General features: G+C 66.2%; 12 protein-coding genes. 7 read left to right on the forward strand and 5 right to left on the reverse strand.

What is annotated here, in order from left to right; all coding sequences use genetic code 11:
- The first annotated feature begins 183 nt into the window (after nt 1-183).
- Nucleotides 184-2,976: a TonB-dependent receptor plug domain-containing protein gene (locus ASE72_RS15965; protein WP_056023534.1), complete on the forward strand. Its 2,793-nt coding sequence runs from the start codon at nt 184-186 to the stop codon at nt 2,974-2,976.
- Between the two features lie 84 nt (nt 2,977-3,060).
- On the opposite strand, the gene ASE72_RS15970 is transcribed toward ASE72_RS15965, so the two are convergent.
- Nucleotides 3,061-4,917 carry a putative bifunctional diguanylate cyclase/phosphodiesterase gene (locus ASE72_RS15970; RefSeq protein ID WP_235532396.1) on the reverse strand — a complete coding sequence of 619 codons (1,857 nt, stop codon included), beginning with the start codon at nt 4,915-4,917 and terminating at the stop codon, nt 3,061-3,063.
- Between the two features lie 361 nt (nt 4,918-5,278).
- Nucleotides 5,279-6,394: a Gfo/Idh/MocA family protein gene (locus tag ASE72_RS15975; protein ID WP_056023540.1), complete on the reverse strand. Its 1,116-nt coding sequence runs from the start codon at nt 6,392-6,394 to the stop codon at nt 5,279-5,281.
- Nucleotides 6,395-6,567: 173 nt separating this feature from the next.
- On the opposite strand from ASE72_RS15975, the gene ASE72_RS15980 reads away from it, so the two are divergent.
- The 6 genes from ASE72_RS15980 to ASE72_RS16005 all read left to right on the forward strand — a co-directional run bounded on the left by ASE72_RS15980 (nt 6,568) and on the right by ASE72_RS16005 (nt 10,187).
- The gene (locus ASE72_RS15980; protein ID WP_056023543.1) at nt 6,568-7,254 is read left to right on the forward strand and encodes a nitroreductase; all 687 of its coding nucleotides are present in this window, start codon (nt 6,568-6,570) and stop codon (nt 7,252-7,254) included.
- A 72-nt stretch (nt 7,255-7,326) separates the two neighbouring features.
- Nucleotides 7,327-7,770, forward strand: coding sequence for a ferritin-like domain-containing protein (locus tag ASE72_RS15985; protein ID WP_056023546.1), 444 nt, complete (start codon nt 7,327-7,329; stop codon nt 7,768-7,770).
- A gap of 198 nt (nt 7,771-7,968) precedes the next feature.
- Entirely contained in the window at nt 7,969-8,532 is a 564-nt protein-coding gene (locus tag ASE72_RS15990) for a sterol desaturase family protein (RefSeq protein WP_056024343.1), read from the forward strand.
- Between the two features lie 13 nt (nt 8,533-8,545).
- Nucleotides 8,546-9,307, forward strand: a complete 762-nt coding sequence (locus ASE72_RS15995) for a fatty acid desaturase (protein ID WP_056023550.1) — start codon at nt 8,546-8,548, stop codon at nt 9,305-9,307.
- 63 nt (nt 9,308-9,370) lie between these two features.
- On the forward strand, nt 9,371-9,652 hold the full coding sequence (locus ASE72_RS16000) for a hypothetical protein (RefSeq protein ID WP_156350545.1): 282 nt from the start codon (nt 9,371-9,373) through the stop codon (nt 9,650-9,652).
- A gap of 97 nt (nt 9,653-9,749) precedes the next feature.
- Nucleotides 9,750-10,187, forward strand: coding sequence for an ion channel (locus ASE72_RS16005; protein ID WP_056023556.1), 438 nt, complete (start codon nt 9,750-9,752; stop codon nt 10,185-10,187).
- A gap of 13 nt (nt 10,188-10,200) precedes the next feature.
- On the opposite strand, the gene pnuC is transcribed toward ASE72_RS16005, so the two are convergent.
- From pnuC to ASE72_RS16020, 3 genes are read right to left on the reverse strand one after another with little or no spacing between them, the layout of a single operon-like run.
- Nucleotides 10,201-10,767, reverse strand: coding sequence for a nicotinamide riboside transporter PnuC (gene pnuC, locus ASE72_RS16010; protein WP_056023559.1), 567 nt, complete (start codon nt 10,765-10,767; stop codon nt 10,201-10,203).
- Nucleotides 10,764-11,918 (reverse strand): phosphotransferase enzyme family protein, encoded by a 1,155-nt coding sequence (locus ASE72_RS16015; protein ID WP_056023563.1) that lies wholly within the window; start codon nt 11,916-11,918, stop codon nt 10,764-10,766. The genes pnuC and ASE72_RS16015 overlap by 4 nt, the downstream gene beginning before the upstream one ends.
- Nucleotide 11,919: 1 nt before the next feature.
- Nucleotides 11,920-14,193 carry a TonB-dependent receptor gene (locus ASE72_RS16020; protein WP_056024346.1) on the reverse strand — a complete coding sequence of 758 codons (2,274 nt, stop codon included), beginning with the start codon at nt 14,191-14,193 and terminating at the stop codon, nt 11,920-11,922.
- Nucleotides 14,194-14,286: the final 93 nt, after the last annotated feature.

Here is a 14,286-nt window from a genome sequence, read left to right on the forward strand (position 1 = left end):
TGACGCTTGAGGCGGCGCGGCAACCCGTGTTAATTCGCAACGTCGCTCACCGCTGTTGCCGCAGGGCAACACAGCTGGATCAATCAGTCTCGCGCCTGCACGCGTAGCTTGCCGCCATCCCCGGACGACATAAAGTGTCGCGCACAAGAGCGGTGGGGAAGCCGTTCGCTACAGGGGGTTATAATGACGGACAGAAAGATGCTTGCGGCGCTGTGCGCGTCCGCATCGGTGATGGCGTTCGCCGCGCCGGTTGCCGCACAGACGGTGCAGACGTCGCCGAGCCAGGAAACGACGGCGGAGACACAGGCCACGACCGAAGAGGACGATGTCCGCAACCAGATCGTCGTCATCGGCAGCCGCGCGCCGAACCGTACGGTGTCCGACAGCCCCGTTCCGATCGACGTGATCTCGAGCAGCGCGCTGCAGGCATCGGGTACGGGCGAGCTGAACAAGACGCTCAACCAGCTCGTGCCGTCGTTCAACTTCCCGCAGCCATCGATCGCCGACGGCTCCGACGTGACCCGCCCCGCGACGTTGCGCGGGCTGAACCCCGACCAGACGCTCGTGCTGCTCAATGGCAAGCGCCGGCACGTCTCGGCGCTGCTCAACATCAACGGGACGGTCGGACGCGGTGCCGCAGCGGTCGATATGAACATGATCCCCGCGCTGGCGATCGAGCGGATCGAGGTGCTGCGCGACGGTGCCTCGTCGCAATATGGCTCGGACGCGATCGCGGGCGTCATCAACGTCCAGCTCAAGACCGCGAGCTCGGGCGGCCGTGCGCAGGTCAGCTATGGCAAGTACATCACCACGCTCGACGGCGTGTCGGCGTTCGACGGGCTGGTCACCGCGAACGGCCAGCCGGCGCTCGATCCCAACGATACGCGGTATCTGCAGGCGAACGGGTCGGGCGAGCGCAAGGCGCGCGACGGGATCTACACGACGTTCGGCGTCAACATGGGTGTGCCGATCGGCGATGGCGGCTTCTTCAACTTCACCGGCGAATATCGCGACCGCAACTACACCAACCGCCAGGGCTACGACCTCAGGCCCAATTATATCCGCCCGACGTCGACGACCTTCGACGCGCGCGAGGCCTCGTTCAATCGGCTCGACTTCCGCTTCGGCGATGCCAAGACCGAGGACTTCAACTTCCTGATCAACACGGGCATGCCGCTGGGCAATGCCGAGTTCTACGGCTTCTTCACCTATGGTCACCGCGACGGCTTGTCCGCGGCAAATTACCGGCAGCAATCGGCGGCGACAAACCGCGACTTCTCCGCGATCAGCCCCGGCACGACGCCGACCAACGCCAATTTCGTCGGGCTGACGCCGGACGGGTATCTGCCGAAGATCCAGTCGAACATCGACGACATGTCGGCGACCAGCGGCATCCGTGCCGAGATCGCCGGCTTCAAAGGCGATTTCTCGCTCGGGTTCGGACGCAACGAGCTCAACTATCGGACCGAGGACAGCATCAACGTCTCGTTCGGGCCGCAGAGCCAGCGATCGTTCGACGCCGGCGGGCTCGCCTTCTCGCAGATCCTAGCCAATGCAGACCTGTCGCGGCAGTTCGACCTTGGCCTCGCGACGCCGCTGTCGTTCGCATTCGGCGGCGAATATCGCCACGAGATCTATCAGATCCGTCCGGGCGATCCGCAATCCTACCAGACCGGACCGTTCTTCACCCCCGCACGCGCGACGACGGCGGCGAACTGCACCGTGCTCGGCGGCGTGTTTGCAGGGGGCACGGGCATCTGCTCGTTCCCGGGCCGTGCCGCGGCGGCAGGGGCGCAGGGCTTTGGCGGACTGCCCGCATCGGCGCGCACGAACGTCGACCGCGACAGCTTTGCCGGCTATGTCGAGTTCGACGCGGACCTGTTCACGGGCCTGACCGCGACCGCGGCCGGACGCTATGAACATTACAGCGATTTCGGCGACACGGTGAACGGCAAGCTCGCGCTGCGCTACGAGTTCGTCGACGGGTTCGCGTTGCGCGGCTCGGTGTCGAACGGCTTTCGTGCGCCATCGCTGCACCAGCAGTTCTTCACCACGACCTCGACCAACTTCCTCGCGGGCGTTCCCGTCGACGTTTCGACGGTCCCGGTCAGCAGCCCCGTCGCACGCGCGCTCGGATCGCAGCCGCTCGACCCCGAGAAGTCGCTCAACCTGTCCGCGGGTGCGACGCTCAACCCGTTCCGAAGCTTCAACGTGACGGTCGACTTCTTCCACATCAAGATCCGCGACCGCGTCGTGCTGTCGGAAAATCTCGGTGCGGCGGGCGTCGGCACGGCCGCGCAGAACGCCGCGGTCCAGGCGGTGCTGGCCGCCAACGGCTTTGCCAATGTCGGCGCCGCGCGGTTCTTCATCAACGGCCTCGACACGACGACGCAGGGTGTCGACGCGGTCGCGACCTACCGCGCCAATCTCGGCGGGCTCGGCGCGTGGAATTTCTCCGCGGCGTACAACTACACGAAAAACGAGATCGACAAGCGGCTCAACAATCTGGGCTCGCTCGCGCAGATCCCCGGGCTGGTCCTGTTCGGCCGCGTCGAGGGTATCCGCTTCGAGCGCGGCCAGCCACGCAGCAAGGCGGTACTCGCCACCGACGGCAAGATCGCGGGTGTCGGCATCTCGGCCCGCACGACGCGCTATGGGTCGGTGATCTCGCCCGAGACGACCGCACCACTTGGCGCGGATGCGGCGAGCCTCACCGCGCTCGGCCCCGACGATCAGAAGCTGCGTCCGAAATGGATCACCGACTTCTCGCTCAGCTATGAGCTGCAGGGGATCCAGCTCACGCTGGGCGTCGACAACGCGTTCGACGTCTACCCCGATCGCCGCCCGTTCGGTCCGCGTCCGGCCGCCGTCGGCGGCAGCTATCCCGCGACCTACCAGTTCCTGCCCTATAGCGGGTTCTCGCCGTTCGGGTTCAACGGCAGGTTCCTGTACGCGCGGGCGGCCGTCAACTTCTGAGCCGATCAGGGGGCGTCGCGTCATCGCGGCGCCCCGCTTCGGCCCGGACGATCGGATCCTGCGCCGGGGCCGGACCAGGCCGGGTCAGCCGTTTGCGGCCCGAAGCGACGATACACCCTGTGCCCGATCGCGGAGCAGCGCCGTCGTGCGATTGCGATCGACCGCGGGCGAATAGAGATAGCCCTGCCCCAAGACGCAGCCGGCACCATCGAGCAGACCCGCCTGAACCTCGGTCTCGACGCCCTCTGCGACGATCCGGATGTTCATCCGTTCGGCGATTCGGATCAGCCCCTCGACGATCGTCATGCTGACATTGTCGGGCGCGAGATGGTCGATGAACGTCTTGTCGATCTTGATGATGTCGACCGGGACCGTCAGGAGGTGCGTCAGCGAAGCAAAGCCGGTCCCGAAATCGTCGAGCGCCAGCTTGATCCCCTTCGCGCGCAACGCGCGGATCGCGGTCTGCACCGCCTGGTCGCCGTCGCCCATATACACGGTCTCGGTAACCTCGAGGATGACGTGCTCGAGCGGCACACGCTCGCGCTCGAACGCCTCGGTCAGGACCCGGCCGACGGTTCCACCGCTGAGATCCGCCGACGACACGTTGATGCCGACATGCTGGACCGCAAGCCCCATGTCGAGCCACACGCGCATATCGGCGGCGACCAGCGCCATCATCCGCGCGGTCAGCGCGGTCGCGACATGCGCATCGGTGGTCGCCTCGTGGAACGCCGCGGCGGGGACGATCTCGTTCCCGACGCGCATCCGGCATAATGCTTCGAGCCCGACAATCTCGCGCGTGTCGAGCCGGAAGATGGGTTGATAATAGGCGTCGATGCGATGTTCGCGGAGCGCCGCGGTCACGTCGCGGATGGCGTCCAGCCGCCGCGTCATCGTCGAGCCGAGACCGGGCCAGTAGCGGACGAAACCGCCGCGCCCCGTCTCCTTGGCATGATAGAGCGCGAAGTCGGCGTTCTGGCGGACGCGGTCCGCGGATGGCTCGCTGGACAGCACCGCGCCGCCGATCGTCGCGCGCGGCACGATGATCTGCCCGCCGATATCCGCAGGCGCCGCCAGTGCGCGCAGGATTCGCGCCGCGGTCTTGTCGAGGTCCTTGAGCACGTCGGCGTCCGCGAGGATCAGCCCGAATTCGTCGCCGCCGATCCGGAACGCGCTGTTCCTGCCGACGATCTCCGAGATCCGCTCGCCTGCGACGCGCAACAGGCGGTCCCCCGCGTGATGCCCGAACGTGTCGTTGACGATCTTCAGGTTGTCGAGGTCGAGCACCATGAGCGCCCACCGCCCCGATGCGGTACAGTCGAGCCGGGCGAGCGCGGCATTGAACCCGGCCCTATTGGGAAGATTGGTCAGCGCGTCGGTGAACGCCCGGCGTTCATGCTCGACGACACGCTGGTGGCGGTCGATCGCGATCATGCAGAGATGGACGCAGCTCCGCACGAGGTCGCGTTCGAACGACGTCGGCCCGCGCGTGTCGCGGTAATAAAAGGCAAAGGTCGCCACGGTTTGACCGCGCGCGTTGACGATCGGCATCGACCAGCACGCGCGCAACCCGTGCGGTTCGACGAGATGCCGGTGATCCGCCCAGCGCAGGTCCGACCGGATATCGGTGACCGCGATATCGATGCCGAAATACGCCGCCGTCCCGCACGACCCGGCATAGGGGCCGATCGGCACGCCATCGAGTGCGGCCGAATAGGAGGGGGGAAGGCTGGGCCCTGCAAGCGGATGCAGCCGCCCCTCGACGTCGACCGTCAGCACCGAGCAGGTGACCGACGGCACCAGCGCCTCGACGTCCAGACACAGACGTACGCACGTGGCTTCGAGCGTCTCGCCGCGCGCGATCATCTCGAGGATCGCGTTCTGCAGCCCGAGCAAGGTCTCGGTGGGAGCGCCCGCCTCGCTCTCAGATTTGATATTCAAATACGCGCCCATCCCGACAGCATGTCGTCTATTGCGTTACGAAATGATTTATACATTTGATAGGCTGTCGCACGGTAGACGTCCAAGTTACTGCCGGGGTTGATCATCACAGATACGTTGGATACTCGCAAAATCTTCAACCAAAGTGGATTTAATTCAGTTCGTTCGGCGGCCTGCCATTGGCCTGCTTGGATACTCGCAAAATCTTCAACCAAAGTGGATTTAATTCAGTTCGTTCGGCGGCCTGCCATTGGCCTGCATCGCCGTTGCTGGATTCGACTCGCACAGCCGCTTGCGCCGGGCTTTCCGGGTCTGGTCCAGGGCCAGTCGAGCGTGATCCCGACCGGCCCTGGCTTTTCGATCAGGCGGATTGTGGGATGATGCTGATCATTTCGTCCTCGTTCGGCGCCTTCGATGGCTTGAGTTCGAGCGCCTGATCGGGCGCCACGTGCCGGCTGCGGCTCGCCGGGTCGAGCGTGACGGTCTCCCCAGTCTCGAGCGAGCGTTCGATCGCCGCGAGCACGCGCATGTCGAGCAGCCCCTCCTCGCCGTCCGCCTCGGGGTGTCGGTCGTTGAGGATGCAGTCGGAGAAATACTGCGTCTCGTTGCCGAACTGCTCGACCGGCGCGAAGTCGTGCGTCTTGCTGCCCTCCTTGGTCTTTTCGACATAGGCGATGCCCGTCGTCGCGCCGAACATGAAGCATGGTGACGCATGGATGCTCGCCTTCGTCCCGATCAGCTCGAAGAATTCCGACGGTGCGGTCGCATAGCTGACGGTGAACTGCGCAACGCGCTCGCCGCTGAAGCGCAGCGTCACCGCCACGGTGTCATGGAAGTTGAAGCCGCGGTTCGGCGTCTTGGTTCCAACCGCGTGGACCGAGATCGGCTCCTGTCCGAACAGGTTGCGCACGGCATTGAGCGGATAGGTTCCCATGTCGGGCACGGGTCCGCCCCAATAGCCGTTATGGCCGCGCGAATTGGCCTCCGCGACATTCTGCGCGAATGTCGAGACGAAGCTGCGTAGGTCGCCGAACTCGTTGCCACGCGCACGCGTGATCATCTCGACGGTGCCGGGCTCGTTGTGGAGGCGGTAGGCGATCATCAGCTTGGCGCCGCTCTTCTGCTGCGCGGCCAGGATCTGCTCGGCCTCGGCGACACTCGATGCCATCGGCTTTTCGAGCAGGACGTGGATCCCGGCCTCGAGCGCAGGGACGGCATATTGGAGATGAAGGAAGTTGGGCGTGGCGATATAGACCGCGTCGATCTCGCCCGACTTCAGAAGCTCGTCATACTGGTCGTACGACCAGGCCTTGATCTTGTAGAGCTTGGCGAGCTTGTCCGCCTTGACGGGATCGCCCGTCACGAGCGCGGTCATCTCGGAATTGTTGGTACGCCCGACGCCCGGCATGAATGCCTGCTGCGAGATCTGGCCGCCGCCGACGACGGCATAGCGAATCTTCTTGGTGAATCCGAACATGCTCGGCCTTTCCAGTGGTTACGGGGAATGCCGGACGAACGATGGACGCCTCGGTTTGTTGCGACGCGGCATCGCAGCCGCGCGTGCGAAGCGACGGGGCTGGCTGTGCGCAGCGTGATATTGCGGTATCGATGGCGGCATTGATTCTCACTGGGCAAGGGACCGGGCGAGCCATGCACTTCGACGACGTAATCCTCGGGCGGCGCAGCGTGCGCGGCTACACGGCAGAGCCGGTGCCGCGTGCGCTGATCGAGGAGGTGCTGACGCTGGCGATGCGCGCGCCGTCGTCGATGAACACGCAGCCCTATCACTTCCACGTCGTCGGCGGCGCGGCGCTCGATGCGATCCGGGCGGGCAACACCGAACGCATGCTCGGCGGGGTGCCGCAGTCGCGCGAATTCCGCACCGGCACCGCCTTTGCGGGCGCGCACCGCGACCGTCAGGTCGGTGTCGCCAAGCAGCTCTTTACCGCAATGGGGATCGCGCGCGACGACGCGGACGCCCGCCAGGACTGGGTGATGCGCGGGTTCCGGCAGTTCGATGCGCCGGTTTGCGTCATCATCACGTTCGACCGCGATCTGGCCGACAGCGACGACACCGTGTTCGACTGCGGCGCGGTCGCCACCTTGCTCGTCAACGCGGCGTGGTCGCGCGGGCTTGGCACGGTGATCAACAGCCAGGGCATCATGCAGTCCCCCGTCGTCCGGGAACATGCAGCGATCCCGGACGACCAGGTGATCATGAAGAGCATCGCACTCGGCTGGCCCGACGCGCAGTTCCCCGCGAACGCCGTCGTGTCCGAACGCCGCACGGTCGATGAGGCGGCGGTCTTCATCGGTTTCGAACCCGAGGACGAGTAAGCGCTGCGCGGTTTTCGGTCGGGACCTTATTGCCGCTGATCGTTGTGCGGGTTCCCCCAACGGAGTTACCCCATGAGCGACACCGATATTTCCGTCCTGAACGGCCTGATCAAGACGACCCTCGACAGCATGAAGGGCTATGAGGACGCGGCGAAGGACGCGGAGTCGACGCAGTTCGCAACGATGTTCGCCGATTTCGCGCGTGACCGCGCACAGGTCGCGACCAAGCTGCAGGACCAGGTCCGTACGCTCGGCGGCGAGCCTGAGCTGGACTCGAGCATGCTCGCAGCGGCGCACCGCACGTTCATGGATCTGAAGCAGGCGATCACGGGCAAGGATGACAAGGCGATCATCAACGAGGTCGAGCGCGGCGAGGACCATATCAAGGCGAAGTACGAAGACGCCATGAAGGATACCGACGTGTCGCCGGCAACGCAGGGTGTCATCAAGGACGGCTTCGCATCGGTTCGCGAAGGCCATGACAAGATGAGCGCGCTGAAGCACAGCATCGCGTGATTCCGTGGGGCGATGGGTCCGCCCGTCGCCCCATCACTTCCAAGGTTCCCCGCACGACCGTGCGACGGGGTAACACGGAGCTCTTATTTCGGCGTTCCGTCTCGCATATGCCCCGTACCGCGCGTATATGTTGACCATGTCGAGCGCATCGCAGAACTCTCCCGCCGGACCTTGCGCCGGGCTTTGGATCGGACGCTGATGTCCTGGATCGAAAAGCTCGGCATCGTCGTCTTCATGGTGCTCTTCATGGAGTGCTTTGCATGGGCGGCGCATAAATATGTCATGCACGGCTGGGGCTGGGGCTGGCACAAGTCGCATCACGAGGAGACCGAGGGGTGGTTCGAGAAGAACGACCTCTACGCCATCGTCTTCGCGATCGTGCCGATCATCCTGTTTGTCGTCGGACTGCGCTGGGAACCGCTCTGGTGGGCCGCGCTTGGCATAACGGTCTATGGCGGCATCTATGCGTTCGTCCACGACATGCTCGTGCATCAGCGCGGGCGGTTTCGCTGGGTCCCCAAACAGGGCTATTTCAAGCGTCTGCTCCAGGCGCATCGTCTGCATCATGCGGTCGAGGGCAAGCATGGTACGGTCAGCCACGGGTTCCTGTTCGCGCGCAAGCCGGCCGTCCTGAAGGCGCAGTTGCGCGCCAACGCGGACCCGCAGCGCCGCACGCCGCGGGGCGTAGACCAGCGGGACCGGGCAAGCGAGGCCGTCCCTGCCTCCGAGCCGTTGCCCGCGTCCCCCGTGTCCCGCCGATGAGCGGCGTTTCGGCATGACCGGAACGGCTGCACGTCGCCAATCGAAGATCGGACTCGCGCTCGCCGCGGTCATCGTCACGGCATGGCTCGCAATCCATATCACCGGAATATTCCTGTGGCGCTGGACGCCCGGCCTCGTGCCGGTCGCGCTGGTCATGGTGCTGGTCCAGACATGGCTGAGCACCGGGTTGTTCATCATCGCCCATGACTCGATGCACGGCGCGCTCGCCCCCGGCCAGCCGCGGCTGAACGCCGTGGTCGGTGCACTCTGCCTCTCGCTCTACGCCTGCCTTTCCTATGCGACGCTGCTGCCGCAGCATCACCGCCACCACAAGCATGCCGGGCGTGCGGGCGACCCCGATTTCCATGGCGGCGATCCGAGCCTGCTCGGCTGGTTCGGGCAGTTCTTCCGGACCTATTATTCGCATGGGCAGATCGTGCGGATCACCGTGGTCGCGCTCGTCTACACGCTCGTCCTCGGCGCGCCGCTCGGCAATATCGTCGTGTTCTGGGCAGTGCCCGCGCTCGGGGCGGTGCTGCAGCTGTTCGTGTTCGGAACCTGGCTGCCGCACCGCGAGCGCGAGGAGCCGTTCCTCGACGACCATCGCGCGCATAGCGCGAAGATTCCGCAATTTCTGTCGCTGCTCACCTGTTTCCATTTCGGTGGCTATCATCACGAGCATCACCTCTCGCCCGGTACGCCGTGGTGGGGACTCCCCGCGCGCCGTCGCGAGATGCGGGACCGCGCGACGGTATCGGGATCGCGCACTACGTAGAATTGCGTAGTGACGCGCAGGCGGCCGGGGCTCACACTGTCACGACCGCCACAGGAGTCCGTCATGATGCCGCGCGACCCGAGCTTCTTCCGTACGCGAGTCCTACGCGAAGCGAAGCGGATGCAGGGTGCGGCGTCGGTCGAGGCGCAGATCGCGCATCACGGCATGCTGTCCGCCTATGTCGACCAATGCCGCGCGGTCGCCGATCCCGAACACGATTGTGCGCATTGCGAGGCCGCACCGCTGTGCCGGGCGATCGCGCAAGAGGATCGCGAGGCGCGCCGTCACGGCTATCCGGCCGGGTCCGACGGCCCGGTCCATACGGATCTGCGTGGACTGCGTTGATCGCGCGGCATTGCCGGAGTTGCGATGACGGCGCGATAGCTGGCCGCAGGGGTGCCGTATGTGCCGCCGGCGCCGGGCCCGGATGCGGGGGTCGCCAGTGACCCTCTTCACGCAGCTGGCGACGTCGACCGCGATGGTCCTGCTGACGACGTTGGTCCATCTTGCCGGGCTTGCGGGGCTGTTGATGGTGATCCGGCGACGCGACGAGACGCTCAGTCCGCGTCGGCGCTGGCGCGACGTGGTCGGGATCGTCGGCGCAGCGATCGCACTGTTCGTGCTGCACGGGATCGAGATCTGGGCCTATGCCGCGCTGTACCTGGTGACGGGCGCGCTCGCCGACCTCGGCAGCGCGCTCTACTTCTCCACCACCACCTATACGACGATCGGCTATGGCGACGTCCTGCTCGGGGTCGACTGGCGGATCGTCGGCGCGATCGAGGGGGCGAACGGTATCATCCTGCTGGGGTGGTCGACCGCCTTTTTCGTCGCGATCGTCAGGCGGATGCGGTTCGTCGAACGCGAGTTCGAAGGATGACGCAGCGCTTGGCTCAGCCGCGCCAGCCGGGCACCGTCTGCCGCCAGCGCCGATATCCGATCACCGCGAGCACGACCATCGCGGCATAGAGCCCCGCGGTGGGCATCAGGCCCTTCACGACGAACATGCCGACATACAGGATGTCGACCGCGATCCACAGCAGCCAGCTTTCGGCATGCCGGCGTGCGGTCCAATATTGCGCGACCAGACTGAAGCTCGTCAACGCCGAGTCCATCCAGGGAAGCGCCGCGTCGGTGAACCGGCTGGTGAACCACCCAACGGCGACCGCCCCCGCCGCGCCGATGGCGAGGCCGGTCACGACGGCCCTGGCGGGCAAGCGCTCGACGACGATCGCACCGTCATCGCGCGCGCCGCGCTGCCACGAAATCCAGCCATAGACGATCGCGATCCCGAACAGCGCCTGAAGCACCATGTCGGCATAGAGCCGCACGTCGAGGAACAGCTTGAAATAGAGCGCGCAGGCCATGAGGTTGACGGGCCAGCACAGCATACGCCGTTTCGCGGTCAGCCAGATGCCGGTGAAACTGACGAGCACTGCGGCGATCTCGAGCGGTGTCATCGTTGGCTCCCCATCTGTGTGATCGCACGCAGCAGCGCGCGTCCGGCGCCTGCGCGAAACCATTCGGCATGCGCGAGCAGATATCCGTCCCATGCCAGCGTCGCCGCGTGCTCATCGCCGGCGATTCCCGCGAAATAGTCGATCTCCGACAGCGCGAACTCGACATGCACCAGTGGCAACAGCGCGGCGATCGTGGCGAGGTCGGCGCTGCCCAGCGGCCGGACGGTGGCATAGCCGTGCAGCAGCGCGACCGCCGCGTCGGGATCGGCAATGCTGTCATCCGCCCCCTGCCCCAGATCAAGCCAGCGGACTGCCGTGCGTTCGATCGCCGTGGCGATATCGTGGACCGCGCTGGTACGGTCGGCGAGCCCGAAGTCGAACGTCGCCGCTACGCTGCCGTCCGTGGCCCACAACAGGTTCGAGGGATGCCAGTCATTGTGAGTCCACAGCGGCGGCTGGACCGCCAGACGTGGCGCGAGTCCCTGCCCCAGGGTTGCGAACAGCGCCGCCAGCTCGCGACGCCATGGTCTGGTCGCGAGATAGCCTGCGAGCGCGGGGCGCTCTGCGACATAGGCCTCGACGGCGACGATCGGGTCCGCGGCCGACAAGATCGCAAGACTGGTGACGAGGGGCTGGACCGCGCGCGCAGGCGCATCGAAACCGGCCGCCGCGTCGTGGAGCCGCGCCAGCGCGGCGCCCGCTGCCCCGGCGTGCTCGCCCGACAGGAACGGCGTCCATGACTGGCGGTCGCGGTAGAGATCCGCGCCGGGCGCCTGGCGATGCACCTCATAGGTCCATCCGTCCGCGGTGACCGCACTTTCTCCCGATGCGGTTCGCAGGACCTCCGCGACGCTGACGCCGCGGGCGGCGAGATGCGCGATGAACGCGTGTTCCTCGGCCAGACCGGCGGGCGAGCGGAGCCGGTGATGATGCCGCTTCACGACGAACGCACCCGTCGTCGTCCGAACGAGCGTTGCCGCCGAAAAGGGGCGCGGCGAATGCCATTCGAGCGCAGTCATCCGCCCCGCCGCGGGAAAGCCTGCGAGGATCGCCGCAGCTTCCTCGGGCGTGATGGCAGGCCAGGTCGGCGCCTCGAGCGCGGTGCCCATGCCGTGAACGCGGTGGCCGGCAGCGGACGGCGGCGTCGTCATGTCAGAACGCGCGCGACAGCGTGCCCATCACCGCCGCACCGCTGCCGACATAATAGGCCGGCGCATTGCCCGTGATGATCGTCCCGCCCCGCCCCGCCACGTCGCGCGCATTGGTGCTGACCGCCTGAACGCCCGCGAGCACATGCGGGTCGGTCACGTTGATCGCGTTGATGCGCAGGTCGGTGCGTTTGCCGTCGAGCCACTCGGCGAGATGCATGCCGATCGACAGGTCGAGCGTCGCATAGCCCTTGATGCTCTCGTCGTTGATGAAGGTCGAATATTGGCGACCGACATATTTCGACGCAATGCTGCCAAAGAACCGGCCATCGTCGTAGAGGCCGCCGGCGCCGAACTGGACGGTCGGGCTCGACACCGCCCGTTTACCGCGGGTCGGCAGGAAGTCCGAGCCGATCGGCAGATCGTCGTCGATCCGCGCGCGCAGATATTCGCCCGACAGATACAGGCTGACCCCGGCGACCGGCCGATAGTCGATCTCCGCATCGACGCCATAGGATGTCTGCCCGCCGACATTGAGCGTCCCGTTGACCTGCGCCCCGCCGCGATCGATCACCGTCGCGAGCTGTCGGTTGCTGAAGGCGTAATGGAAGCCCGTGACCGATGCGGACAGGCTTTCGCCAATGAAGCGGTACCCGATCTCCTGCGACACCGAATATTCGTTCTTGAGCGCGTTCGTGCCCTGCACCACGACCTCGCCGCCATAATAATAATCGTAGAGCGCGAATTCGTTCGGCGCGCGGAAGTTGGTGGTGACGTTGGCAAACAGCTGTTGCCGATCGTCGAGGCGGTAGTGGATCGCCGCGCGGGGCAATGCCGCGAAACTGCTCCGCCGCACCCCGCGCTGCGGACCGGGCAGATAGTTGCGGCCGTTGCGGAGCAGGTTGACGCCCTTGAAGCCGATATCGATCGTCAGCCGCGGCGTGATCGCGATGCTGTCGGCGATGAAGCCCGCCTTGGTGACGGTGACGGTGCGCTGGTTCTCATAGGCGAGCAGACGGCCATCGGCGGTACGGGTCGCCTTTGCGCGATATCCCCACCGGTCCGCAGGATCGCCGTCGGCATCGACGCGCGTATAGGATTGCGTCACGCGGTCGGTGCCATAGTCGAACCAGAGCCCGGCGGTGATGCGGTGGACGCCCGCCTGCAACGTCAGCTTGCCGACGCTGCCGCCACGGACCTGGTCGCCGGTATAGTTGCCGAGCACCGTCGCCACCCCGTCGATCGCGCCCGGCAGCGCGATCGGATCGGCAAGCGCCTCGTTGCCGAGGAAATTGCCCGTCGTGGCGAGCTGCGTGCCATAGGGTGCGTTGCCGTAGCCGAACTGGAGATAGCTGGTCGTATCCAGCGTCACGCGGTCGCCGAGCACGATGTGCACCGGCGCGGCGGCATAGAGGTTGCGGAACGGCGCGCGGTAGAGCCGCCAATAGTCGGTCGACCCCGCCCGATACGCGCGCGCGAAGTTGAAGTCGCGCCCCTGCGCCTGCCATTCGGCAAGCGTCGGGCTGGGGTAGCTCGACGTGTTGGCGTCGTTGTACGACACGGCGAGGCTGGCGCGATTGCCCGCGCCCCATTCGCGGAGCAGCTTGGCGTCGATATGCTGGCGGGTGTCGTAGCCGGGACCGCGCCAGTTGTTCGCGCGGGTATTGGAATAGGACAGGAACGCCTTGATCCCGCTGGTGCCGAGCGTCCCCGTATCGATCCGGACGAAGCCCCGCCGCGCGGCGTAGCTGCCGAGCGACAGGTCCACCACCGCCCCGGGTCGCGCGCCCGGATCGTCGAGTTTCAGCGACAACAGCCCGCCCGCGCCACCCACCGTCGGCGAGTCGATGTCGACCGACCCCTGCGCCAGCGCGATCTGCCTGAGGTTCTCCGGGTCGGCGAACTGCGACGGATAGGCAAAGTAATAGCCGATGTCGTTCTGCGGGGCGCCTTCCATCAGGACGCCGATCTGATCCTGACCCAGCCCGCGCAGCGTGAGGCTCGAGCTCGTCGAGAGACCATAGGGATCGCTCGATGCGACGTTCGCGCCGGGCAACAGCGTGACGAGCTGGAACGCGTTCAGCGTCGGCGCCTGCTTGGCAATGAATTCGGCCGAGATCGCGCTTTGCGCGCGGGGCACGCGCTGGTCGGGCAGCAGGCCTGCGGGATCGGGTTGGCCGGCGACGCGGATCTCGGCGGGGTCCGCAGACGGCGTGTCGGGGCGGGGATCGGTCTGAGCCGTCGCAGGCGCCGCCGCAAGCGATGCCGCCAGCGCGATCGCCGCGCACGCAGGCCGCCTGCGCGGGAGCCGAACGGAAGATGTCGAAAAGCCACGATCGAATGTGCGCACGTCCACTCCAAGCGGAGGGAC

The organism is Sphingomonas sp. Leaf20, from assembly GCF_001421535.1.
GTDB lineage: Bacteria > Pseudomonadota > Alphaproteobacteria > Sphingomonadales > Sphingomonadaceae > Sphingomonas.